The sequence below is a fragment of the Mycobacterium sp. C31M genome (assembly GCF_053345865.1).
The window spans coordinates 79,161-101,573 of sequence record NZ_JBKFAX010000004.1 but is presented as its reverse complement, the minus strand read 5'-3'; the positions used below and the strand labels follow the sequence as shown (position 1 = coordinate 101,573).

Sequence of the window (22,413 nt, the reverse complement as noted above, 5' to 3'; positions counted from 1 at the left end):
TCCGCCCAGCCGAGGCCTTGCGACCCGCCCACCTCTCTGACCCGCTGTCGGTGGACGAAGGCGATTGATCCGCTTAAGGATTCGGTTCGTACGGGGGTGGCCCGTCGGGATCGTCGCACAGTTCCCTGATTGCGGTGTCGACGATGAAGTTGGCCTGTTGTTCGGTCAGACCGTAAGGCGGATGCAGTGCCGACTCGTAGATGGCTTCTTCCACCCACTGCCGCGGGGTCTTTCCCCGCGCCCGTAGTGCACAGACCGCGTAGCCCCATTCCTTGAGCTCATACTCACCGCGTGGGGTATTGATACCGCCTTCGTGGAGCTTCTCGATGTACGAATCGGCACCGGCATTGGCGACACCGATTCCGGCGATGCCGGACGCCACGCTGAGTCCGACAGCAGTCCCGAGTCCGAGAACTGCCAACCGGAAGCGACGTCTCATTTCTCCCCTACCACCTGTCCGATGCCACCCACGTCGGTAATCTTCCAGCCATCGGCAGGATTGATCGTCACGGCATAGGTCGCGGTCGATTGAAGGGTATCGGGAGTTTGGACGGTGCTGGTCATCACACTGACGAAGGCGTCGACAATGTAGACACCGTTGTCGTGCGATCTCACCTTGGCGGCAATGGGTTCGGCTGTCGACGACCACTGCAGGGGAATCAAGATCTGCTCCATCGCGGTCGCGGCATCGGTAAGCTTCTTACCGAGCTCAGGGGTGGTGCCCTCGACCAATGCTCGCCTCCATGGCGCCAGATCCTTGTGATCCATGACGGCCGCACGTACAGCGTAGTCGAGCGCTACCTGCTCGGCGTGTTGGTTGTCGCGATTCTGCTGGACCTGTTGGGCCGCTTCGCGGTTCGCGCCGATGTACAACCACGTCATCACGCCCAACGCCGCCACCAAGACGGCAATCAGCAACCCGATCGATAGGCCGCGCAGAGACAGGGAGATACTCCGCCTCTTGGGCTCGGTCCGCTCCTTCGCAGTCTCGTCGGCATCGCGGACACCGGCCTCCTCACTGTCGGCAGCGCCACTGGTCGACTCGGCATCGGCAGTGTCGTCGACGTCCGCTGATTCGCTCTCTGCGGGCGACTCGGTGATGTTCATATCCTCATCAGCTTTCTTGTTGTTCTGAGTCTTTCGCCGACCGAACATGTCAGCCACCGGCATGCGGGACGGGCGCGGCCTCCGCAGGGAGCGGTGCCTCGGCGAACGGTGGGACAGGTGCCTCGGCGAACGGTGGGACAGGTGCCTCGGCGAACGGTGGGACAGGTGCGCCGACCGCCGGCAGCGGTTGCCCCACTGCCTCCGCGGGGGGTGGTTGAGCAGCGTGCGGCGGAAGCGTCACGTGCAGGTTGATCGCGCCGTCCGGGGGCGTTGCCGCCAACAAGTTGGTCAGGATCCGGCTGCTGTCCACATTGCTGAGCGCGCTCGCAATCGCCTGGACGTTCGGCGTGAGTGGCTCGGTCAGTACCCTGAGGTCCGGTCCGCGCTCATCCAGGAACTGCAACAGACGTTGCAGGAACTTGCCGAAAATATAGAGGTCGCCCGGCATGTTGTTGCGCAGAACGAAGGGAGTGGCGGCTTCATCCCACATCAACTGGATCTGCGGGCCCAAGGCCCTGAGGGGCGGCCCGGACTCCGCCAGCAGCGAGCCCACAAATCCGGAATTCTCCAGCAAGCTCTGGAGGTTTTCCAATGCGCGCTTACCCTCGCCGTTCAGCCCGGTTACCGTGTTGTGCAGGACGTTCCCCGCGCGCTCCAGGTTGGGCAGAACTGTGTACGGATCGGGCAACGCCGCATCGGCCTGGTTGACCACGTTCTTCAGCTGGCCGGGATCGAGCTGGTTCAATGTGCGGACGACAGATCCGCCGAGGTCGGAGATCGACTTCGGCGCCACGATCGATTCCGCGGAGATGCGTTGCCCATCGTGGAACTTCGGGCCCCCGGCTGACTGCGGTTCAAGATCGAGGTACGACTCGCCGAGCGCGGAAAGGTTTTCGAGTTTGACGAGGCTGTCTGCTGGAACGGCGTAGTTGTTGTCGACGTAGAAGTGCACCGTGGCATTGGAAATCGAAGTCTCGATCCGGTCCACCTTGCCGACCTGCACCCCACGAAACAGCACGTTGGAGCCGGGGACCAGCTGGTTCACGTCGGTGACATCCATCACCAGGGTGGTCCGGTTCTCGGGCGGCCCGATCCGCACACCCAATTGAGCTACGTACCAGAGGAAGCCGCCGATCATCGTCGCGAACGCAACGAACACCGCAGTAACTCTTACGATCACGGGACAGCTCCTAGCATCCGCAGCACCTGCTCGACATTGCCGGACAATTCCCGCCCGTCGGGTCCGACAATCGAGGTGATATTGATCGCCGGATGTTTCTCTTGCGGTAGGTAGAACTCATTGATGAACCGGCGCCACTGAGGGTACTCACCCTCCACGACGTGCTTGGCTCCTCGCACAGCCCCCATGGCGTCCGCCAACGAAGAGAACATCGGCACCAGCCAGTATCCCCTGCTGTAGATGCTGCCGATCGACGGCAGCAGGTTACCGACCTCGCGCGCGATGCTCGTCGAGCGCTCAAAGGCGTCCACACCTTGAGGAGTGAACCAGAAACTCATATTCGGGGTGTACGTACTGGCCACCGTCGAGGTCTGTTCGATGCTGTTGATCAGGATGTCGACGGTGTCGAGATTGTTGGACAGATCATCAAGGTCCGTGGTCACCTGGGTCACCACCCGGCGCACTTCTTCCTTCGGCGGGGTGATGCGGTTCAGCCCCACAAGCGTGTTCTGCGCCCGCTGGATCGACCCACTCCCGACGAAGTTCGCCAGATTGGCAATGGTGTCCTCCAACTGCGGCGGAGAAATCGTCTGCGCCACCGGGATTCGGCCATCGGCGGGTAGCGGCGACGCCAGAGGTGTGCCTTCTGCCGGAGGCTCCAGAGCCACGTAGATATCGCCGAGCACAGTCGCCTGTTGCAGGACGGCCGTGACGTTGGACGGTATCTCGACGCCCGGCTGGATCCGGGCCGTCACGTCGACATGGGTGCCTGCCTCGGTGACCTTGCCGACCTCGCCCACCCTCGTACCGTCCATGACCACCTTGGCACGGTCGGGGAGATTGAGGACATTGGCGAACTCGGCGACGATGTCGTAACCGTCCGTATAACTGTGGCCCGGCAGCGGGACCGAATCCACATTCAGCGACGACAACTTCGAGCATCCGCTCAAGCTCATGCCACTGACGAGGGCGAAGATCAATGCGATCAGTCGAATCTTCATCGGCGCTGCGCCTCCGTGAGCACGTACTGCAACAAAGCGACATCAACCGCGTACGGTCTGCCGGCGATGTCTGCGCAACTGCCCGGGGCCGATGCGTTCATCGCCCCACATGCCAGCAGCCCGTTGGGTGTCGGAATGCGGAACAACGGCGGCCGATACGGCAGCACGATGAACGGGTGATTGTTTGCGCGCTTCGCGAATCCACCCTCGGTCGCACCGGGCGGTTCACCGTTGATGCCACTGATCCAGCGTGGCAACGGGTTCAACATGTTGGCGATCCCCTTGTAATGCGGACTGGCGATCCGCATCAGTTCGGCTGTCGCGTCCAATGCGGTCTGGACCTCGGGCCCCAATTCGAGCTCGATGTCTTTGACGATCGGCATGATGTCGATCAGCGGGGCATCGAACTCATACCCGCCCTGCAGGGCCTTCAGACCGTTCTCCGCAGCCGAGGGCATATCGATGATGATGGTCTTCAGATCAGCGCGATTATCACGCAGCATGGAGGTCAGTTGGGCGATATTGCGAGTGATCTCCCCCAGCTGCGCAATCGTCTGGTCGGGATGGTCCAAAAGTTCCGAGGACCGGCTCATCACCTGGGCGAGGCGGTCGCCCTGGCCCGACATCGCCTGATCGATCCCCTTGAGCGAATCGGCGAGATTCGTCGATCCCTCCGGACTGATCGCGTCCACGAAGTCGGTCGCCGATCCGATGATCTCGGAAAGGCTCAGCGGCGTGGCGGTTTGGTTCAGCGGAATACAATCGGCGGGCTGCAGTCTCGGTCCACTGTCGTAGTTTCCCACCAGTTCGAGCGCGCGGTCCGCCAGGACCGACGGCGATCGGGTAACTGCTCTGACCTCCGCCGGTATCGGTCTTCCCTCGTCCAAAGAGAAGACGACCTTGACATCGGTGGGCCGCGGTTCGATCCGGCGTACCTCGCCAATCGGATACCCCATCTGGGTCACATGGTTGCCCGCGTACAGACCTACGCTGTCGGACATAAAAGCGCAGTACTCGTTGGCCGCCTTCGTAGATGCGCTGCTGCACGAGGTGGCGCCCACGACCGATACGGTGGCGGCCAGCAGCGCCAGTGCAGTACGGGATCTACCTCTCATCCAGTACATCAGCAGATCCTCCCCTCGGTCGGGAAGCACAGGTCCGTCGCAAGGAGTTGTGGTGGTGTTCCACGATTCTGGGCATCAAGGGTGACCTGCATCCTTCCCCGGACCCGCCGCAGCCAGCGCACCAACACGCCATTGCGGTCGGCGATGGCCTGAAACTCGGATAGCACCCCACGCACCCGGTTGATGAAGTCTTCCCGGTGCTCGTAGTAGAACGGGATGAGCGGGTAAATCTTGTCGACGATCTTGCCCAGGCCCACCAGCCCTTCGCCGAAGCCATCGCCGTAGAGCATCATCGTCTCCTCGAGAATGGCCACGCGAGCGATCAGATACTCCAGCAGTTCCCGATCGTTGTTCATCGTTGCGATGTACTCGTTGGACATCTCGAGAATGCTGGTCAGTTGGCCACGCTGCCGTTCCATCACCTGGCTGACGGCGTCGCCCGCATCGATGATCTTGGCAAGGATTTCGGTATTGCTTCCGGTCAGACCTTGCTGGATCTGTGCCAGCGACTCATTGATCGGGCGGGGTTCGACCTCGTCGATGACCCTTGTCGCATCCGAGAGAGTCCGAATCAAGCTGTACGGCATGGTGACTCGTTCGACGGGAATCGGATCGCGCCGCAGAGGACGATCACCGAGCGGCACCAGGGTCACAAAGTACCCGCCGACGACGGTCAGCATTCGGACCTCGACCTGACTCTGGTCACCGATGAACACGTCATCCTTCAGCATCAAGTCTACCCGAACCTGTTGCGGCTCAAGAGTAACGCGCTTGACAGTCCCGACACTGATTCCGGCCACGCGAACCGTGTCGCCCGCGCGCACCGAGGCGGAGTCCTCGGTATAGAAGGAGACATGCTGCTGATTTGGCGGGGAGATGTACACCCACGCGATCACCACACCGATGATCGTCGTCAGTGCGATCGTGACCATGCCCCACCACAGGGGTTTGCGGAACAGCCTTCTCAGCGATTGCATATGACCACCTTGCGTCCGTTGAGCAGGACATCCATCGGAAGTGGCAGTTCAGCCGGGCCATTGGAACACGGGGCCGGCGACCCATCCACGGGTGGTTCCGGGATGTTCTCCCACACCACGGGGATGCGTTTGACCCCGTCCATCTCGTTGTAGAGATTGGTGATGGCCTTGTCGAAGGCCTTTTCGGCGTCCCATCCGGGCTTGTAGTCCGGTACCGACCATGGCCCCGAATCGAGTCCCATGTTCACGAGGAGGCGATCCAGCTCGCCGGCGAACCCTGGACCATAGATCTGCGACTTTCGGAATTCGTCGAGAACGAGCAGGGTCGCATCGACGACGATCTTGACCTGATCGAGAATCTTGGGTAACTGGGAAGACTTGCCACGTATACCCTCGGCAACCGTCTTCATGTTGTTGAGGATCGTGGAGATCACGGCTTCCCGATCGGAAACCAAACCCGTGAGGCGCTTGATGCTGTCCAGCATCGGGCCCAGACCGTCACCGTCGCCGGCCAGGAAGGTAGCGACGTTGTCGGTGAAAATGTTGATCTCGTTCGGGTCCAACGTTGCCAATACCGGCTGCAATCCATTGAACAACACGGTGACGTCGAAGGACGGGATCGTCATCGATGTCGGAACATCTGTGAGCTGATCGGGTGCGTTGTCCGCTCCCGCACCGGCGACGTCGATATACCGCAGTCCGGTAAGTGCCTGGAACTTAACCGCCACACGGGTTTCGGGCACAACACTATAGCGACGCTGCATGGTGAACTGCACTTTCGAGACGGTCCGCCCCTCCGACCTTTGTAGAGCCAGCGATTGCACCTTACCCACCTGTACACCGCGGACCCGCACGTCGGCACCTTCGTGCAATCCAGACACGTCGGTGAATTCCGCAGTAAAGCTACGAGTTTCACCATCGACGGGCTGCCGGATCACATTCGAGATGACCACCAAAAGCAGTGCACTGACCAGCGCCGCCACCGCAAACTTGCACAGCGCACCTAGCTGCTTCCTCATCCGGCCCCCTCCAGCATGAGGTTCAACGGCGCCGAGACACCAGGCAGCTGATCCAGCACAATGCGCACTTGCAGTGCCCGCTGTTCCCCGGAGCCCTCGTACATGCGTTCCAACCGTGAGCGCAGCTCGCCCAGCTTGTCCCCGAGATCTGTCGGGTTGACGAGCCTTGGCACGACATCCGCCATCACTTGCACCTGATTCACGACGGGAAACAGATCAAACATGTGCTCGCCTTCCAGGTCTCCAAACAACGAGAACAGGTCTTGCCTCGCGCCCTTGAAGTACTCGCGCATGCGCCCGTAGACGACCTTGTCCGGGTTGGCGGCCAATTCGTCCATCGCCGAGTGGTAATAGTCCAACTCTTCTTTGGTGCGGTACTGCAGATACCTGTTGTTCGCAATTTCCCTTTCCTGATCGAAATGCGCACCGGGGGCGTTCCACACGTAACCGTGACCGGCTGAGAATGCCCCATCCAGGAACGATGGCAGACCGACGCTGATCGCTGTCGCATTTCGCAAAAGCTGTTCGGTACTTACTGTTTGGACGTCGGTGACGGCCGTCGACACGAGAATCATGGTTTCGAACAGCGGATTGAGCGCATCCGTGTAGCGCGTGGCACGGTCGATGACGCTGACCAGCTGGGGTGTCACCACCTCGTCGGTGATCTCGCCCAGACGATACAGCAGCGTCTGCAGGGTGTAATTCCCCGCCGGCGTGATGCTGATCGACGCTCCGTTTCGCAGAAGCTGGCCGTGATCGGCGGGAATCAGGTTGATACCGGTCACCCCGAAATAGTTGGCCGGCCGGAAGTCGATGCCGACCGCGTCCGTCAATCCCTTGGTCGGATGCTCCTGCAACACGACGTTCATGCGGACCTGACCGCCGGCGACCTTGGAGACTTCCTCAACCGTGCCGACCTCAACGCCGTGCAGGATGACGGCGGTGCCACTGGTCACCCCTTGGCCGACATACGGTGTCTCGATAGCGACCGCAATGGTGTCCTTCACCGGCCTTCCCGGCGGGTTGATCACCGTGAAGTACAGGAATACCGCCACGGTAACGAAGAGAACAAACCCCAACCCGATCCAGGTGAGAATGCTCCGGTGTCGTTCCTCGCTGACTCGAAGTAGCGTCGTCATCTGCCAGAAACCCCTACCCCGTGAACACGAACGTCGGCTGCAGACCCCAAAATGCCACTGTGAGGCTGAAGTCCAGTACCACGATGGCCACCAAGCTCGCGCGCACTGCGCGTCCTGACGCCAGACCCACACCCACGGGGCCGCCGGACGCAAAATATCCGTAATAACAGTGGATTATCGTCACCGCCGCGCAGAAGACCACGGCCTTCACCATGGAGTACGCCAGATCGGTGGGCGACAGAAACTGGACGAAATAGTGTTGATAGGTACCACCCGGCGCGCCGTAAACCATGGTGATCATGGCATTTGAGATCAGGAAGCTCAATAGTAGGGCGAGAGTGAATCCGGGAATCACGATTATCAGTGAGCCGATAACCCTCGTCCCCACCACGTACGGCAGCGCCCGTAGACCCATCGCCTCGGTAGCGTCGATCTCCTCGGCGATCCGCATCGAGCCGATCTCGGCGGTCATCCGGCAACCGGCCTGCGCAGCGAAGGCGATGCCGGTAACCACCGGAGCCATCTCCCTGACGTTGGCCAAGCCGCCCACAACCCCCGATAGCGCCCCGAAACCCAACAGGTTCAACGTGGCCCAGGCTTCGATCGCAATCGATGCGCCGATCGCGACACCGAGAATAAGCAGGACGCTGATCACGCCGCCGTCAACGACCAGAGATCCCCTGCCGAATGACAAGCTGACCATCCGGGTCAGGATCTCTTTGCGGTAATGCTTGACGGTGACCGGCATGTAGTACAGGACTTGGCCGGCGAAAAGCAGAGCACCGCCCATCGTGTGCAGCGGAGCCTGAAAGGCTTTGAGCGGCTTCTTCAAAAACCGAAACTGACTGAAATATCGGGAGGGTGTTGCTGATCCCACCTGCTCATCGAGCACTATGCCACCGCCATCGGGAAGAACATGGTCTGAATCTGTGTGATCACCAGGTTCGCAATCACGATGCCGACAACATTCGCGACGACGGATGCGTTCACCGCGTCGGCCACACCGCGTGGACCACCCTTGGCCTCAATACCTTTCAGCGATGACACGATGGCCACGATCGCTGCGAACACCACCGCCTTGCCGATCGCGAACCAGACATCGACGGTCTTGGCAAAAGCACCGAACGATGCCCAGAAGCTCCCGCTCGTCACCTCGCTGACCGTGACCGCCAACAGGAACGACGCGGCTACGGCCGAAGCGATGATGACGGCAGTCAGTACCGGAGCAAGGATGATCAGAGCCACGAAACGCGGCACCACCAGGGTCCGGACCGGGTCGACTCCCATCACCCGGAACGCGTCAAGCTCTTCACGAATCGCCCGGGCACCGAGGTCGGACGCGATCGCCGACGCCGCCGCACCGCCCATCAGCAACCCCGCAGTCATCGGGGCACCCTGGCGGACGATACCGACCCCGCTGGCCGCGCCGACGATCGATGCCGCACCGACTTGGTTGATAAGACCCGCCGTCTGGACCGCCACGATCCCGCCGATCGGTATGGCCATCAACAGCGCCGGCAAAGCGGTGACCTTATATAGCGTCCAGCATTGGTAGATTGCTTCGCCGGCCGGGAAGCGCAACATGATCGTGTCCTGCACGAGGTAACGAAGAACCGACGCCGTCAACAGAACGGCGCGGCCAATGGTGTTCGCACTCTGCAAAGGTTTCGAAAGTAGGCCCCGGGACATGGCGCCCAGCCGGTCGACAGCCAGTCTGGGCGCGGAGACACGTCGATGGTCAGCCTCCGAGTCCGCGTCGACCGCGACGCGACGTTCACTAGCGTTCGTGACTTCCATCTATTTGCTGACCCGTTCCTTCGGCGCACCGACCTAGACCGACCGGCTGTGTGATGTATGCAGCATATAAAGATGACCGTGACCACCCCCACAGCCATCTCCGGAATCTTACACCACCAGATTGTCAGATATCCAGAATTGCCATAGCCGAGAAAAGCAGTTGGATTCGGGCCTGATACTTGGCATCTACCTGCGAATATATCCGCCGCGGCGGAGATTTGTAAATATTTTATAGGCACCCAGGGCGACAAGACTATGCAGATCTTCCTGCATGACATCACTGCGAGTTGACAGCGCCGACCGCGGGCAAAGTACGGAACTGGCTGTCGACGAACCCGACACACCGCCACTCGATCCGCCGTCGAGAATTTGCTGTTTCAAGCAGAGTGCGCGGCCTGCCACGATCGATCTCGATTCGACCCGCTATCGAAGACCTCGGGTGCGCAATCCTCGTCCGGCCCGCAGCGGAATGACCTAGGGGTGCTCTATGCGCCGGCCAGCACAATCGCTGCCGTGACGTTTCCCGTGTCGGGGTTGGCCACGACGTCGGCCCCGTAGTGGGTGTAGGAGCAATCAGGAATGGTTTCCCAACCGAACAACGCCGCGCCGTATACGGCCTTCTGCCACGGATCCCCGGGTTGCTCAGGACTTGCAAACCCAGAAAGCAGCTTGGCTTTACCCGCGGGGTAGGACAGCTGGCGGAGCATCGGCAGCGGATCCTCCATCGGCTCGAACCGCGCCGTGTGGTGGGCATAGTTCTGCGTCTCGATGTTGGCGCGTTGTGCCACTCCGTCAAGCATCGGGTCAGCGTGCAATGCCGGACAGCCACCGCGCTTGGCCGCCACCGCCGACCTCAAATCCGTAGTGGGGTCCGCAGATGCCACGGGAGCCAGGAGCAATTCGGACATCACCACCCATGTCGACACCACGATAGTGACAGCCACACGCCGAGGCACCATCTCAACTCGCTTCCTCCACGTGGACACGCAGCCATCGCGACGATAGAACATCGCAAAATATCTGACAAGCGATCTAGCCAGATTGTGTCGGGCACTTGTACGCTCTTGAGAACTTTGACCCTAGGAGTAGCCGTGGCGCTCGCGCTTTACTTGTTCCGTCACTGGACTAAGCCTCGAGCGACTCGTCTTACTTCTCGACTTGCGGTCGTGATGGCCGTCCTTGCGACCTGCAGCGTCGCCATGATCAGCCTCGGCGCCACGGAATCCCACGCCAACGTCGGCGAGTTGGGGGCTCCCCCGGCCGATTGGGAAGTCAAGCAGGCCCTCACTCATCTCTACAGCGTGGGCCGGCCGCCAGATTGGGCGATTGATGTTGAGATCGTCGGCCCGGTCCTGGTGGGCCAGCCCACCGTTCACCCGATCCCACCACCGGACCCATGGTGCGTGCGCTGTGGCTACCCAGACCAGGGCTCCAGTCTCATGTATCCGGTCATGGCGGTCGCGTCGGTGACCTCCACACAGGGCATGGTGTCAAGCGCGCTGCCCCCCAGCAGCTTTACCCACATCACCACCACGGCCTACAACGGCACACCATGCGCCGGCAATCCCCACGGGCAATACTGCCCGACCTACTTCTTTTATCGAGACACGGCGGGGCGTTGGCAGGTCGCCTGACCAAGAATGACCACGGCCGGCCCACCCAAGCCGGTTCACCGAAAACAGTTCCAATCCAAGAGGTCAGCATCCTCACTGCGCGCTGACGACGTGGCAGGTTGTCCCTACTCGATACCCGCAGAGCGCAATCTGTCGGTTGGATCACGCGGGCACCATCGCCGCCCATCATTCGTTCGGCGGGCGGGCATCGGGGGCCGGACGAGTTGCGTATCTGTTCGGCGGTATGTCCTGACCCCCGCCCGACAGGTCGATCAGTTCGACGCGCTCCTACCCGCCTCGGCTCAAGGCTTACGAGGAAGTCCGGCCGGCGCCTCGGCGGATCTCATGGCGGCTACACCGTATCGAAGGTGTCGTACGCGGCAGTCTCAACTCCCCGGTAGCCGATATCTGTACGGCCGCTACGGAACTCAGACGCTACTGGTCGCAGATACGTGATCGCTCGATTTGGCTGGCCCACCGTTTGACTCGCTGCTGTGAAGGCCCATACACCCACGCGGTATTGCGCGCACGGATACCCACCCCGACATTGGACAGTTCCTGCCACAACCGATAGAACGGCTCACCCTGGTAGATCGGGAAATACAGATCCCCGGCGAAGTCCTGACTGATGGTCAGCGCCGTCGTCCGCGGAGTCAGGAACGCGACCGTCCGCTCCACATTCATGGCCACATTGTCAGCCTGGGCCTGGATCATGCCGGCAGTCCAATCATTGTTCGCCTGCAACAGATTGAACCCGAACTTGTCCAACTGGTTGCGCAGATCGCGATACTGCGCATTGAACCACTGACACATCTCCCGCATCGCATTGATATCGACATCCGTCACGTTCTTGCGCGTCTGATCATAAGGATACGGAAACTGCGGAGCCCAACTACTCGCAGCCGGAACAAACTCCGGCAAGATCGGCGGAGCCGGATCCCACGGATCCGCACCCGCACGACCGACCGAGGCCGCAGCAGCGGCCGCGGCGATCGCCACGCAGGAGATCGCCTTGATCACGCCACGCGTTGCTTTGCGCCTCGTCACGACGGACTATCCATCAGCGACCTCCGAAGTCGTTTTGCACCAACGTAACAGGTTCACCGCGTCATTCGATGCCGGTATCCGGATACTGCCACCCCGACTACCACCCACGTTCGATTAGCTTGCGCGCCACGAACGTCCGACAACCCCCGAGGATCTGGGGCAATGCCTCCGATATCGGAACCGCAAATCCCAGCACGCCATCTTCGACCTGACGAGCCCTGGCACCATAGGGCCCCATCGTCAATGCAAGGATGCCCGCGCCGGGATCGTAGGCGTCACCCAAATCGCACACGCCACCCGGGTCACGAAAGCACCACGTCCACGGGCCTTCGTCCGTCTCGAAACACAACTCGACGTAGTCAGGCCGAGCAGGACAGCGGCAGACTCGCTCCAGGAAGGCCGGAATCAACGACTTGTCTTCTAGTTGCGAACCACTGACGCACAAAGACCTCGTCATGTCTCACGCACCTCCTCCTGACAACGCCGACCTGGGCTGTCAGCAAGGTGTGCCACGCCGCGGCCAGCTGGTGCGTCACACAATTGCTACGTATGTGACGTATCTGACATATATAGATGTCAGTTTGCCTCTACTCGCACCGCTCGTCAAGTAGTTGGTCGATAAAGGGGCTGCCGGAGAATAGTCCGCGCTGGTCCGCGAGGCTGACGCCCCGGCACGAAACCATCTTGACCGTGACGCGCTCAGCAGTCGGCAGGATGACGGCACTCGGGTGGCGACCGATCAGGAAAACCCGGCCGGGATCAGATTGGACATCCCTGCTGCCGGCCCGCAAGATCACGGCCACCGTGGCTGGTGACGAGGGCATTCGCCGTGCCCAGAGACTCGCAACCTCGACGTGGCCGCGTCCCGGATCCAGCCGAGGTGTTCGACTACCTAGCGATCCCGGAATCGACACGGGCACAACAAGACCTGGCGACCATCAATCCGGCCGGCACCTGCAAGAGTCACACTCTGCCGGGGCAGACCACCGCCGTCAGCATGCTGGACCGCTCGCCACACCACACAGCCGTCGTCGTCACCGACGGCAACCAGGAATCACGCTAAGGGACAACTACTTTCATCTGGACATCAGACGCGTTACTTCAACTTGGCCACCGGCAAGAATTGACACGCGGCAGCACCCTGGCCGGCGACTCGTCCGCCAAGTCGCTCGCTACGCGCGATACGTTTCAGGGCAGGGCGGTTCGCTGATACAGTCCGACCAGGAAATCTGCGAGTTCCTGCGGCGCGATGTCGAGAAGACCTTCCGCCCACGTGACCAACAACGCCGAAGCCGCGCCCGACATGGCGTAGGCCTTCATCCGGGATTGAACCGAGCTGCCACCGAAGTCGCTCCCTTCAACTCCGGACCATCTGAGGAAGTTCCGCGCGGCGCGGACCAGGATCTCATGGCGACCCGATCCTGCGCGTCCACCCTTTCCCAGCGCCTCGACAAAGATGATCCGGATCATTCGAGGATCGGCCGCAAGCGTGTCGACGGACGTGCGCAGCCCACCGGAAACCCTCGACAGACCATTGTCAGGCGATCTGAGGACGGCGAGTTCCACATCGCGTTCGATCGTGTCCATGGTGAGTTCAAGCACCGCGTTGAACAAGGCGTCCAGATCCCTGAAGCTCTCGTAGAAGTACCGCTCGGTGAGACCGGCTTCGATCACCACGTCTTTCACCCGAACGGATGAGGCATCGGCCGAACCGAACAGGTTCATGCCCGCATCGATCAGCTTCCGTCGCCGCTCTGCGACCCTGTCTTCGCCTGTCATCCCGCCATACACGCGGCTGGCCCCCGAAGCCGACACCATCACTCTCCTACGTACACCCAGCACACTGCTGATGATCGATCTTGCCAGGCCAGGCCGACTCCTGGCTCGGCCACCGGCCAGATTCTTGTCAACTAACTGAAATGGAGCATTGTCAAAATAGCATCGCGGCCGCCACTCTTGGGCCGCCCTGCCGCGATGAATTCTCATATGACCCCGCATTCTTCTGCCTTCGCCTAACGCATCAACGGATTCGGCGTCGAGTTCGTCGAACACCAAACGAGCACGAGTTGATCACTGGTGACCGGACGCACCCCGAACAGGCCGCGCGCACCGATCGCTTCGGCCAGTGCCGCGGCGACGGCAGCGGGGATGCTCGTGATCGAAGATCACCGGCCACCGGTCGAAGCCGGTGGTCCAATCTCGCGAGAACGCTCGGTCGTGGAGGCCACGGTTCACGATTTCGCGTAGAAAGCCCGACAGCACCTCTGAGCTCGGACTTTCTCACTTAGATGCACACCCAGGACCGGAATCTGAACCAATCTGACATTCACTACTGTCAGTTACGTGTACGTTCGGTCATCGGAACAATCGAAGGAAGAGAGGGTGACGAAGTGCTGGTAGGACAGAAGTACAACCAGATCGCCTGGGTTGTGGACGACCTCGACAAGGCAGTCCAGCAGTGGCAGCAGACGGCGCGGATCGGTCCGTTCTTCGTGGGCTCGCATGTCGGCGCGATTTTCACCGAAGCGACCCATCGGGGACAGCCAGCCGAGATCGACATCAGCTGCGCCATCGCCCAGGCCGGTGGAGTTCAGATCGAACTGATCAAGCAACACGACAGCGCTCCGTCGCCGTACCGCGATGTCTTCGCAGAAGGGCAGAGCGGGTTGCACCACATCTGTACTTTCGTAGATGACGTCGAAGCCGAGTGTCGCAACTATCAGGAATACGGTTTCGAGGTCGTCATGACTGCCGTTGTGGCAGGCCAGACGCCGGTCGCGTACGTCGATACCCGCCCGATGATCGGGTGTATGACCGAGTTGATGGAGCGCAAGGGTCTCGTGGTCCAGATGTTCGATGCGACAGCTGCAGCCGCAGCCGATTGGGACGGTTCCGACCCCGTCCGCGACCTGACGTCGCTGATGTCTTGATGTGTAGGCGCACGCACCTACTGACCAGGTGCGTGCGCCAACACAAACGAGTTGTATCTACGATCGACATGACCGGCAGACACCGCTGGTTCATGCGCTGGACACCAGCCGCCGCTTTGTTGCAGTCCTTACAGCCCTCCGGCCGCTCGATTTTTGCCGACATCCATAACGTGGTACGGAGTTCTTTGGCTCAGCGGCTACGTCGTGACCGGACTGATCCCCTGCGCCAGAATCCGGGCGGTGTTGTCCGGACCGTGACGGTTGTCGAACTCCTCGAATGCGGTGCGAACCTCGGTTTGCACAGCGTCGACCAGCGGCCACCAGTCGCCGTGGGTGATGATGAGAAACTGACCCTGCTGCATGGCTTCGACGACCTGCTGGCCGACCCGGTTGGGGTCCGCCCCTTGGGCCAGTAGCGCATTGTTGCCCTCGATCGCGGCGGTGTTCACCTCTTCGCCGAGCACTTCGGCTTCGCCCTGCCCAGAACTCTCGCTGATTCGGGTGTTCACCGTACCCGGGCACAGCACAGAGACACCGATGTCAGTGCCCTGAAGTTCACCGCGAAGAATCCACGAGAGTCCGAAACTTGCGAACTTGGCCGAGGAGTAGGCGCCCACGCGGACCATCGGCACGATGCCCGCCATCGAAGCCGTGTTGACGATATGGGCTCGACCACCGCGACTCTTGAAACGGGGCAGGAAGGTCGAGATACCAAGGAACTGCCCCTCGACGTTGATCTTGTAGACCCATCGCCACACGTCCAGGGATGTCTTGTCCAATTCTCCACCGCCGTTGGCGCCGGCGTTGTTGAGCAAGATGGAGATCGGGCCCAGCACCTTCTCCGCCCGATCGGCAGCAGCGGACCACTGGTCCGGGTCGGTGATGTCGAGAGGCACCGCCACCACGGTGCCGCCCGCCTCGGTCAGCTCTTTCTCGACCGTTTCCAGGCGAGTGGCGTCGATGTCGGCAAGTGCCACCTTCGCGCCTGCGGCGACGAGTGCCCGGGCCATCCCGAGTCCGATTCCTGACGCCGCTCCGGTGACGAAGGCGGCTTGTCCTGCTGGCCATTCTGTAGTCATGCGACCATTATGGCCTATCTGCCATACGTTCATGTCAGATACCGCTAGGCCATGCAGAGTCGGGGTGAAACGCCGCTCACGTCGGGTGTGGTGGGTCACCCTTTGCTGTCAGCGTCGACCGCGTTCAGCCGGCCTGCGGGCAGCCTTCGCGACGGCGCGGGCCGCTTGTTTGGACAAAGTCTTCTCCCGCGCCGTGCGTTTCGGTGCGGGCTCGGACTGGCCGCGGGACGACGTAGCTTTGCGCCCCCGCACAACTCCGATGAACTTCTCGACCAGTTCGGCTTGTTCGCCCGCCGGAAACGCCAGCACCACCGGGCAGGTGGGCGCATCCACAACGGGCCGATAAGTGAGGTCCTTTCGGTGGTGCAACCGCGCCAGTGATTGCGGGACGATGAGTACACCCACCCCCGCGGCGACGAGTTCAGTTGCGTCCCTGGTTGTTTCGGGACGGTGAGCGACCGGCACGCCAGCCGTCCACCCCACGACGTCATCGAGCGGGACCAGGAGTGGCTCATCGGCGATATCCGCGGCGGCCACCTCGTCGAGGGCAGTCAGCAGGTGAACAGATGGCACCACGACCACCGTCGTCTCCTCGTACAGCGGGATCGCCGCCAGGCCGGCCATGTCCACAGTCGGTCGAAGCAGTGCCACGTCGACGGTGCCATCGCGCACCGCGTCGACGGCCTCCGCTGCGTCGACGGCATGCAATTCCAGCCGGACGTCGTGGTGGCGCTGCGTCCAGATGCGAGCCCACTTCACCGGCGCACCGCCCGGCACATAGCCGACGGTCAGCGAGTGAGCGGTCACCGCATCAGGCTACCGATACGCTTAGCCACATGTGTAGGCCGAACGCGCAGTCCATGAAGCCGGCCACGGCGGCCAAGAAGCTGGACGTGTACCTGCCCGCGACACCTGCGGAGTTTCAGGAGAATGCGATCACCCGCGCCGAACTCGCCGCCCTGCAGGATGATCCGCCGCAGTGGCTCAAGGACCTCCGCAAGAACGGGCCGCACCCGAAGAACCTGGTGGCGGCCAAGCTCGGTATCTCGATCGCCGGCCTCGCCCGTGGCGACGTCACCGAGGCGCTGACCACCGCGCAGATCGATGTGCTGCTGGCGGACAAGCCGGATTGGCTTGTCGCCGAACGCGAGAGCTACCAGAACGTGCTGGCAGAGGAGCAGCGACTGAAGGCTCTGCGTGCAGAGCGGGCCCGCGACCGCTGATGAACCGGATCGCAGCGGCCGCCGTCACCTTTATCGGCTACACGGTGGTGATGGTCCGATTGGACCGTCGGATGCAGGCCACCGGCGGGCCGGGAATCGTCCCGTTCGAGCTCGCGGGCACCGTCGCCAAGGCCGAGGACTTCATGGACCGGTGGGGCCCGGACGGCCGGCGCACGGCACGCCGGTCGATATGGCTCGATTTCGGGTACATGACCAGCTACGGAATCCTGCTGGGACTGCTCGTCGACCGCCGCCGTCGGCACCGCGGGCACCCGGCGTGGCTACCGACCCTGGCCGCCGGTGCGGTCACGGCCGACGCGATCGAGGGGGTCGCGCTGCTGCGCGTGCTAGACCGGCGAGATATCGCGGCATCTGCGCGGACCGCCCAGGTCGCGGCCTCTATCAAGTTCACGCTCATCGCCGTGGCTCTCGGATACGTCGGCCTCCCGGCGCGGTCTACCGGTTGAACAGCTCGCTGACGCGATCGGAGAGACGATCGATACGCTGCTCCAGCCGAGAGCCTTTACCCCACGTCTCCCGTATGTAGATCACGCCGAATATCGCGATGACGATCCCGAAGACCAGCGCGGTGACGAGGACGACCTCGACGGTTGTCGACATGGGAACATCTTCCAGCCCGACCGTGAACTGCCCCCGAACGGCAGGTCGACCGCCCGGGCACATGCTGCCGCAATCAGCTTAGGCGGACGGTCTCCAACGTCGCCCCCGCAGCCGGTAGCCGGGTCAGCAGCGCGTCGCCCATCGCCGCGGCCGGAGTCAGCACCCCGCGTAGACCCGAGAGCTTGTCGCGGTCCAGCGCGAGCGCCAGGGCGCTCTCCCCGAGCAGCACGGCGGTCGCGATATAGCTGGGGTCGCCCTGCTGGGCGATGACCGCCCGGTACCGGGCGCCTGTTGTGGTGGTCGTGTAGGTCTCGATGCGATAATGGCCCTTGGCCAGGGCGGTTTCGCTGGGGCCGGTCCCCGGTTTGGGCATGATGCGTTCCAGCAACCCCGAGGGCAGCTTGTTGGCGTAACGCCTGCCCAGCCCGAATATGCCGGCGAGCGCCGCCGTGGAGACCGCGGCGGTGACCGGCGCGAGGACCGAAGGCCCGGCGCTGACCTGCTCGGCATAGCGAAACGTGCGGCCATACGCCCAATCCAGAAGTGCGTTGCTACGCCGCACGATTCGTGAGTTCTCCGCCGCCATGATGAATGCGCCGGCCCAGCTGCCGTCCAGTTCCGGGGCAATCTGTGCACCACGCCGTAAGGGGGTGTCGGATTGGGTCCCGAGATAGGGTTCGGCGGTCCGATCGGTGCTCAGTGTGTAGGGATCGAGCATCGCACGCCGGACGTCGGGATCGCCCGACATGGCGCGGCGGGCTTCCAGGATCGAGGCGAGGGTGCCACCGGAAGCCCCACCGACGAACTCTCGCACCACCATGTTGGTCTCGGTGAGCTCACCCTCCCCGTCGGCACGAGCACGGTCATATAGCGCATAAACGGTGAGATCGGAAGGGACCGAATCGAATCCGCAAGAATGCACGATCCGGGTATCGGCGTCGGCAGCCTGTTCGTGGAACTGGTCGACGCTGGAGCGGATGAACGGGGTCTCACCGGTGAGGTCTGCGTAATCGGTCCCGGCCCGCACGCAGGCGGCCACCAGTGGCAGGCCGTATCTGGTGTAGGGCCCGACGGTGGTGGCGACGACCTGAGTGCGCTCGGCCATCGCCAGCAGCGACGCCGGCGACCCGGCGTCGGCCTCGATGATGGACCAGGACCGGGCGGGTTCACCGAGGGTGTCACGTACCGCGCGCACCTTCTCCTGCGAGCGCCCGGCCAGGGCGATCCGGGCTCGGCCGCCCGCCTTGGCAAGGTATTCGGCGGTGAGCTTGCCGACAAACCCGGTGGCGCCATAGAGGACGAGGTCAAATTCGCGCTGAGCCATGGCCCGAAACTACCCGACGGTCTCAGGTAGAAATCGAGCAGGATCGAAATTTGACATGCAGAGTGGTCAGATATCTTCGATCGGACAGCTGCTGGGCAAGGCGATACTGCCGGAAGCCCCTCCAGGTACGCCGGCCCTAGGCGGCGTTTGGGCGATTCAGCTTCGTCGCCCGCACCTTGGTCAGAGCATGCAGCTGACACAGCCCTCGACTTCGGTGCCCTCCAGGGCCATCTGCCGCAACCGGATGTAGTACAGCGTCTTGATGCCTTTACGCCAGGCGTAGATCTGCGCCTTGTTCACCTCGCGAGTATCGGCGGTGTCTTTGAAGAACAACGTCAGACTCAGACCCTGATCCACATGCTGGGTGGCCGCCGCGTAGGTATCGATGACCTTTTCGTAGCCGATCTCATAGGCATCCTGGTAGTACTCCAGGTTGTCGTTGGTCAGATACGGCGCCGGGTAGTAGGCGCGACCGATCTTGCCTTCCTTGCGGATCTCGATTTTGCTGGCCACCGGATGGATCGAGGACGTCGAGTGGTTGATGTAGCTGATCGAACCGGTCGGCGGGACGGCCTGCAGGTTCTGGTTGTAGATGCCGTGTGTCTGCACCGACTCCTTCAACAGCTTCCAGTCGTCCTGGGTGGGGATGTGGATCTCCGCGTCGGCGAACAGCTGGCGCACCTTGTCGGTGGCCGGCTCCCACACCTGCTCGGTGTACTTGTCGAAGAACTCACCTGATGCGTACTTGGATTCCTTGAATCCTCCGAACGCCGTACCGCGTTCGATGGCAATGAGATTCGAGGCCCGCAGCGCGTGGTAGAGCACGGTGTAGAAGTAGATGTTGGTGAAGTCCACACCCTCTTCGGAACCGTAGAAGATCCGTTCGCGCGCCAGGTAGCCGTGCAGGTTCATCTGTCCCAGCCCGATGGCGTGCGAGCTGTTGTTGCCCTGTTCGATCGAGGGCACCGACCAGATGTGGGTCTGATCACTCACCGCGGTCAGCGCCCGGATAGAGACCTCGATGGTCTGCGCGAAGTCCGGTGAATCCATCGCCTTGGCGATGTTCAGCGAACCCAGGTTGCACGAGATGTCCTTGCCCACCTTGGAATAGGACAGATCGTCGTTGAACTCCGAGGGCGTGGACACCTGCAGGATCTCGCTGCACAGGTTCGAGTGCGTGATCTTGCCGGCGATCGGGTTGGCCCGGTTCACGGTGTCCTCGTACATGATGTACGGGTAGCCGGACTCGAACTGCAGCTCGGCCAGCGTCTGGAAGAACTCGCGCGCCTTGATCTTGGTCTTGCGGATCCGCGCGTCGTCGACCATCTCGTAATACTTCTCGGTGACCGAGATGTCGGCGAACGGCAGGCCGTAGACCCTCTCGACGTCGTACGGCGAGAACAGGTACATGTCCTCGTTCTTCTTGGCCAGCTCGAAGGTGATGTCCGGGATCACCACACCGAGCGACAACGTCTTGATGCGGATCTTCTCGTCGGCGTTCTCCCGCTTGGTATCCAGGAAGCGGTAGATGTCGGGGTGATGCGCATGCAGATACACCGCACCGGCACCCTGGCGAGCACCGAGCTGGTTGGCGTAGGAGAACGAATCCTCCAGCAGCTTCATGATGGGGATGACGCCCGAGGACTGGTTCTCGATGTTCTTGATCGGCGCGCCGTGCTCACGAATGTTGCTCAGCAGCAAGGCCACACCACCGCCGCGCTTGGACAGCTGCAAGGCGGAGTTGATGGAGCGCCCGATGGACTCCATGTTGTCCTCGATGCGCAGCAGGAAGCAGGACACCGGCTCGCCGCGCTGCTTCTTACCCGAGTTGAGGAATGTCGGGGTGGCCGGCTGGAACCGGCCGTCGATGATCTCGTCGACCAGCTTCTCGGCCAGCGCCGTGTCACCGGCGGCCAGCGTCAACGCCACCATCACCACACGGTCCTCGAAGCGCTCCAGGTAGCGCTTACCGTCGAACGTCTTCAGCGTGTAGGAGGTGTAGTACTTGAACGCCCCGAGGAACGTCGGGAAGCGGAACTTCTTGGCGTACGCCCGATCCAGCAGTTCCTTGACGAAGTTGCGGCTGTACTGGTCGAGCACCTCGCGCTCGTAGTACTCCTTCTCGATCAGGTAGTCGAGTTTTTCGTCCTGACTGTGGAAGAAGACGGTGTTCTGGTTGACGTGCTGCAGGAAGTACTCCCGCGCCGCCTGCACATCCTTGTCGAACTGGATCTTGCCGTCGGCGTCGTACAGATTGAGCATCGCGTTGAGCGCGTGGTAATCCGTCTCCCCCGGAAGCGCGTGGGCGCCGGTGGTTACAGGTTCTGCAGCTGTGACGGTGGGTGGCACGTCTGGTCCTTCCAGAAGTCGGCGAGTCCGGCGCGGACGGCGAAGATGTCGTCCGTGGTCCCCATGAGTTCGAATCGGTACAGGAATGGGACGCCGCACTTGCGGGAGACGACGACCCCCGCGTAGCCGAATTCGGCGCCGAAGTTGGTGTTGCCCGCGGAGATGACACCGCGGATCAACGACCGGTTGTGTTCGTTGTTCAGGAAGGCGATGACCTGCTTGGGGACATAGCCCCCGCGATCAGGATCGGGTCCGTTGGCGTGTCCGCCGCCGTAGGTCGGCAGGACCAGTACATAAGGCTCGTCGACCTGGATCCGCTCCTTGAGGGGAATCCGGATGGCAGGCAGTTCGAGCTTCTGCACGAAGCGGTGCGTGTTCTCCGAGACGCTGGAGAAGTAGACGAGATTGCTCATGGTGTCCGTCCTCTCCTACTCGGCGGGCTGATGGTGGTCAGGCGGTGACGGCGGATGCTCCGGCCAGGGTCTTGATCCGGTCGGGACGGAAGCCCGACCAGTGCTCGTTGCCGGCGACGACGACGGGCGCCTGCAGGTAGCCGAGGGCCATCACATAGTCACGCGCCTCGGTGTCGAGGCTGATGTCGACGACCTCGTACGCGATACCCGCCTTGTCCAGCGCCTTGTAGGTGGCATTGCACTGCACGCACGCGGGCTTGGTGTACACGGTGACGGTCATCTACGGCTCCTGTGTCGATGGGTAACGGCAACTGTTCGGATAACGCATAACACTTCAGTTCAGCGGACCGCGGGGCCCGGAAATTCCGGTCTGTTCGGAGCTGATCCGTGGCGCCGGGCACCGGGTGGATGTTGCTCCGTCAAGGTCCGTGAGTCTCCGTGGGCAGTGGGACTAACACTGGGGCCTGGCG

25 protein-coding genes are annotated in these 22,413 nt (G+C 62.1%); 5 read left to right on the top strand and 20 right to left on the bottom strand.

Going from position 1 to position 22,413, the window contains the following annotated elements; genetic code table 11:
- Nucleotides 1-73: 73 nt before the first annotated feature.
- The 11 genes from ACLBYA_RS07555 to ACLBYA_RS07505 form a co-directional block, all read right to left on the bottom strand.
- A complete protein-coding gene (locus ACLBYA_RS07555; RefSeq protein ID WP_447708763.1) occupies nt 74-439 on the bottom strand; it encodes a DUF732 domain-containing protein in 366 nt (121 codons plus the stop codon).
- Nucleotides 436-1,107, bottom strand: a complete 672-nt coding sequence (locus ACLBYA_RS07550; protein WP_447708762.1) for a hypothetical protein — start codon at nt 1,105-1,107, stop codon at nt 436-438. Before ACLBYA_RS07550 ends, ACLBYA_RS07555 begins: the two co-directional genes overlap by 4 nt.
- A 49-nt stretch (nt 1,108-1,156) precedes the next feature.
- Nucleotides 1,157-2,266 carry an MlaD family protein gene (locus tag ACLBYA_RS07545; RefSeq protein WP_447708761.1) on the bottom strand — a complete coding sequence of 370 codons (1,110 nt, stop codon included), beginning with the start codon at nt 2,264-2,266 and terminating at the stop codon, nt 1,157-1,159.
- A 17-nt stretch (nt 2,267-2,283) separates the two neighbouring features.
- The gene (locus ACLBYA_RS07540) at nt 2,284-3,288 is read right to left on the bottom strand and encodes an MlaD family protein (RefSeq protein WP_447708760.1); all 1,005 of its coding nucleotides are present in this window, start codon (nt 3,286-3,288) and stop codon (nt 2,284-2,286) included.
- Complete coding sequence (locus ACLBYA_RS07535) at nt 3,285-4,349, bottom strand: MlaD family protein (protein ID WP_447708759.1); 1,065 nt, start codon at nt 4,347-4,349, stop codon at nt 3,285-3,287. The genes ACLBYA_RS07540 and ACLBYA_RS07535 overlap by 4 nt, the downstream gene beginning before the upstream one ends.
- A 62-nt stretch (nt 4,350-4,411) precedes the next feature.
- Nucleotides 4,412-5,389, bottom strand: coding sequence for an MlaD family protein (locus ACLBYA_RS07530; protein ID WP_447708758.1), 978 nt, complete (start codon nt 5,387-5,389; stop codon nt 4,412-4,414).
- Nucleotides 5,377-6,408 carry an MlaD family protein gene (locus tag ACLBYA_RS07525; RefSeq protein WP_447708757.1) on the bottom strand — a complete coding sequence of 344 codons (1,032 nt, stop codon included), beginning with the start codon at nt 6,406-6,408 and terminating at the stop codon, nt 5,377-5,379. Before ACLBYA_RS07525 ends, ACLBYA_RS07530 begins: the two co-directional genes overlap by 13 nt.
- Complete coding sequence (locus ACLBYA_RS07520) at nt 6,405-7,547, bottom strand: Mammalian cell entry related domain protein (protein WP_447708756.1); 1,143 nt, start codon at nt 7,545-7,547, stop codon at nt 6,405-6,407. The genes ACLBYA_RS07525 and ACLBYA_RS07520 overlap by 4 nt, the downstream gene beginning before the upstream one ends.
- A 13-nt stretch (nt 7,548-7,560) precedes the next feature.
- Nucleotides 7,561-8,439, bottom strand: a complete 879-nt coding sequence (locus ACLBYA_RS07515; RefSeq protein ID WP_447708755.1) for an ABC transporter permease — start codon at nt 8,437-8,439, stop codon at nt 7,561-7,563.
- On the bottom strand, nt 8,439-9,344 hold the full coding sequence (locus ACLBYA_RS07510) for an MlaE family ABC transporter permease (protein WP_447708754.1): 906 nt from the start codon (nt 9,342-9,344) through the stop codon (nt 8,439-8,441). The genes ACLBYA_RS07515 and ACLBYA_RS07510 overlap by 1 nt, the downstream gene beginning before the upstream one ends.
- Nucleotides 9,345-9,829: 485 nt before the next feature.
- Nucleotides 9,830-10,144 carry a hypothetical protein gene (locus ACLBYA_RS07505; RefSeq protein ID WP_447708753.1) on the bottom strand — a complete coding sequence of 105 codons (315 nt, stop codon included), beginning with the start codon at nt 10,142-10,144 and terminating at the stop codon, nt 9,830-9,832.
- 366 nt (nt 10,145-10,510) lie between these two features.
- On the opposite strand from ACLBYA_RS07505, the gene ACLBYA_RS07500 reads away from it, so the two are divergent.
- Nucleotides 10,511-10,978: a hypothetical protein gene (locus tag ACLBYA_RS07500; protein ID WP_447708752.1), complete on the top strand. Its 468-nt coding sequence runs from the start codon at nt 10,511-10,513 to the stop codon at nt 10,976-10,978.
- Nucleotides 10,979-11,392: 414 nt separating this feature from the next.
- Here ACLBYA_RS07500 and ACLBYA_RS07495 read toward each other — a convergent pair whose 3' ends face one another.
- On the bottom strand, nt 11,393-11,974 hold the full coding sequence (locus ACLBYA_RS07495; protein WP_447709066.1) for a hypothetical protein: 582 nt from the start codon (nt 11,972-11,974) through the stop codon (nt 11,393-11,395).
- A 910-nt stretch (nt 11,975-12,884) separates the two neighbouring features.
- Between ACLBYA_RS07495 and ACLBYA_RS07490 the strand changes: the two genes are divergently transcribed.
- Nucleotides 12,885-13,067, top strand: coding sequence for a hypothetical protein (locus ACLBYA_RS07490; protein WP_447708751.1), 183 nt, complete (start codon nt 12,885-12,887; stop codon nt 13,065-13,067).
- A gap of 125 nt (nt 13,068-13,192) precedes the next feature.
- Here ACLBYA_RS07490 and ACLBYA_RS07485 read toward each other — a convergent pair whose 3' ends face one another.
- On the bottom strand, nt 13,193-14,056 hold the full coding sequence (locus ACLBYA_RS07485) for a TetR/AcrR family transcriptional regulator (protein WP_447708750.1): 864 nt from the start codon (nt 14,054-14,056) through the stop codon (nt 13,193-13,195).
- Between the two features lie 236 nt (nt 14,057-14,292).
- Here ACLBYA_RS07485 and ACLBYA_RS07480 point away from each other — a divergent pair, with 236 nt between their 5' ends.
- A complete protein-coding gene (locus ACLBYA_RS07480; protein WP_447708749.1) occupies nt 14,293-14,934 on the top strand; it encodes a VOC family protein in 642 nt (213 codons plus the stop codon).
- 197 nt (nt 14,935-15,131) lie between these two features.
- On the opposite strand, the gene ACLBYA_RS07475 is transcribed toward ACLBYA_RS07480, so the two are convergent.
- Nucleotides 15,132-16,013 (bottom strand): SDR family NAD(P)-dependent oxidoreductase, encoded by an 882-nt coding sequence (locus ACLBYA_RS07475; protein WP_447709065.1) that lies wholly within the window; start codon nt 16,011-16,013, stop codon nt 15,132-15,134.
- A 108-nt stretch (nt 16,014-16,121) separates the two neighbouring features.
- Nucleotides 16,122-16,820 (bottom strand): LysR family substrate-binding domain-containing protein, encoded by a 699-nt coding sequence (locus ACLBYA_RS07470; RefSeq protein WP_447708748.1) that lies wholly within the window; start codon nt 16,818-16,820, stop codon nt 16,122-16,124.
- Between the two features lie 29 nt (nt 16,821-16,849).
- On the opposite strand from ACLBYA_RS07470, the gene ACLBYA_RS07465 reads away from it, so the two are divergent.
- Nucleotides 16,850-17,236 (top strand): DUF5997 family protein, encoded by a 387-nt coding sequence (locus ACLBYA_RS07465; RefSeq protein ID WP_447708747.1) that lies wholly within the window; start codon nt 16,850-16,852, stop codon nt 17,234-17,236.
- Complete coding sequence (locus tag ACLBYA_RS07460) at nt 17,236-17,703, top strand: hypothetical protein (RefSeq protein ID WP_447708746.1); 468 nt, start codon at nt 17,236-17,238, stop codon at nt 17,701-17,703. Before ACLBYA_RS07465 ends, ACLBYA_RS07460 begins: the two co-directional genes overlap by 1 nt.
- Here the strand turns inward: ACLBYA_RS07460 and ACLBYA_RS07455 are convergent.
- The 5 genes from ACLBYA_RS07455 to ACLBYA_RS07435 form a co-directional block, all read right to left on the bottom strand.
- The gene (locus ACLBYA_RS07455; RefSeq protein ID WP_447708745.1) at nt 17,693-17,857 is read right to left on the bottom strand and encodes a hypothetical protein; all 165 of its coding nucleotides are present in this window, start codon (nt 17,855-17,857) and stop codon (nt 17,693-17,695) included. The genes ACLBYA_RS07460 and ACLBYA_RS07455 overlap by 11 nt on opposite strands.
- A 73-nt stretch (nt 17,858-17,930) precedes the next feature.
- Nucleotides 17,931-19,181 (bottom strand): saccharopine dehydrogenase family protein, encoded by a 1,251-nt coding sequence (locus ACLBYA_RS07450; RefSeq protein WP_447708744.1) that lies wholly within the window; start codon nt 19,179-19,181, stop codon nt 17,931-17,933.
- Nucleotides 19,182-19,361: 180 nt separating this feature from the next.
- Complete coding sequence (gene nrdE, locus ACLBYA_RS07445) at nt 19,362-21,530, bottom strand: class 1b ribonucleoside-diphosphate reductase subunit alpha (protein WP_447708743.1); 2,169 nt, start codon at nt 21,528-21,530, stop codon at nt 19,362-19,364.
- On the bottom strand, nt 21,497-21,943 hold the full coding sequence (gene nrdI, locus ACLBYA_RS07440; protein ID WP_447708742.1) for a class Ib ribonucleoside-diphosphate reductase assembly flavoprotein NrdI: 447 nt from the start codon (nt 21,941-21,943) through the stop codon (nt 21,497-21,499). The genes nrdE and nrdI overlap by 34 nt, the downstream gene beginning before the upstream one ends.
- Before the next feature lie 37 nt (nt 21,944-21,980).
- Nucleotides 21,981-22,223: a redoxin NrdH gene (locus ACLBYA_RS07435; protein WP_447708741.1), complete on the bottom strand. Its 243-nt coding sequence runs from the start codon at nt 22,221-22,223 to the stop codon at nt 21,981-21,983.
- Between the last annotated feature and the right edge of the window lie 190 nt (nt 22,224-22,413).

Excerpts from the sequence above, each read along its gene's own strand:
- ACLBYA_RS07520 (WP_447708756.1), bottom strand. The coding sequence starts at position 7,547 with ATGACGACGCTACTTCGAGTCAGCGAGGAACGACACCGGAGCATTCTC.
- ACLBYA_RS07475 (WP_447709065.1), bottom strand. The coding sequence starts at position 16,013 with ATGACTACAGAATGGCCAGCAGGACAAGCCGCCTTCGTCACCGGAGCG.
- ACLBYA_RS07510 (WP_447708754.1), bottom strand. The coding sequence starts at position 9,344 with ATGGAAGTCACGAACGCTAGTGAACGTCGCGTCGCGGTCGACGCGGAC.
- ACLBYA_RS07525 (WP_447708757.1), bottom strand. The coding sequence starts at position 6,408 with ATGAGGAAGCAGCTAGGTGCGCTGTGCAAGTTTGCGGTGGCGGCGCTG.
- ACLBYA_RS07555 (WP_447708763.1), bottom strand. The coding sequence starts at position 439 with ATGAGACGTCGCTTCCGGTTGGCAGTTCTCGGACTCGGGACTGCTGTC.
- ACLBYA_RS07450 (WP_447708744.1), bottom strand. The coding sequence starts at position 19,181 with ATGGCTCAGCGCGAATTTGACCTCGTCCTCTATGGCGCCACCGGGTTT.
- ACLBYA_RS07505 (WP_447708753.1), bottom strand. The coding sequence starts at position 10,144 with ATGCTTGACGGAGTGGCACAACGCGCCAACATCGAGACGCAGAACTAT.
- ACLBYA_RS07540 (WP_447708760.1), bottom strand. The coding sequence starts at position 3,288 with ATGAAGATTCGACTGATCGCATTGATCTTCGCCCTCGTCAGTGGCATG.
- ACLBYA_RS07455 (WP_447708745.1), bottom strand. The coding sequence starts at position 17,857 with ATGTCGACAACCGTCGAGGTCGTCCTCGTCACCGCGCTGGTCTTCGGG.
- ACLBYA_RS07480 (WP_447708749.1), top strand. The coding sequence starts at position 14,293 with ATGCACACCCAGGACCGGAATCTGAACCAATCTGACATTCACTACTGT.
- ACLBYA_RS07465 (WP_447708747.1), top strand. The coding sequence starts at position 16,850 with ATGTGTAGGCCGAACGCGCAGTCCATGAAGCCGGCCACGGCGGCCAAG.
- nrdI (WP_447708742.1), bottom strand. The coding sequence starts at position 21,943 with ATGAGCAATCTCGTCTACTTCTCCAGCGTCTCGGAGAACACGCACCGC.
- ACLBYA_RS07435 (WP_447708741.1), bottom strand. The coding sequence starts at position 22,223 with ATGACCGTCACCGTGTACACCAAGCCCGCGTGCGTGCAGTGCAATGCC.
- ACLBYA_RS07530 (WP_447708758.1), bottom strand. The coding sequence starts at position 5,389 with ATGCAATCGCTGAGAAGGCTGTTCCGCAAACCCCTGTGGTGGGGCATG.
- ACLBYA_RS07460 (WP_447708746.1), top strand. The coding sequence starts at position 17,236 with ATGAACCGGATCGCAGCGGCCGCCGTCACCTTTATCGGCTACACGGTG.
- ACLBYA_RS07550 (WP_447708762.1), bottom strand. The coding sequence starts at position 1,107 with ATGAACATCACCGAGTCGCCCGCAGAGAGCGAATCAGCGGACGTCGAC.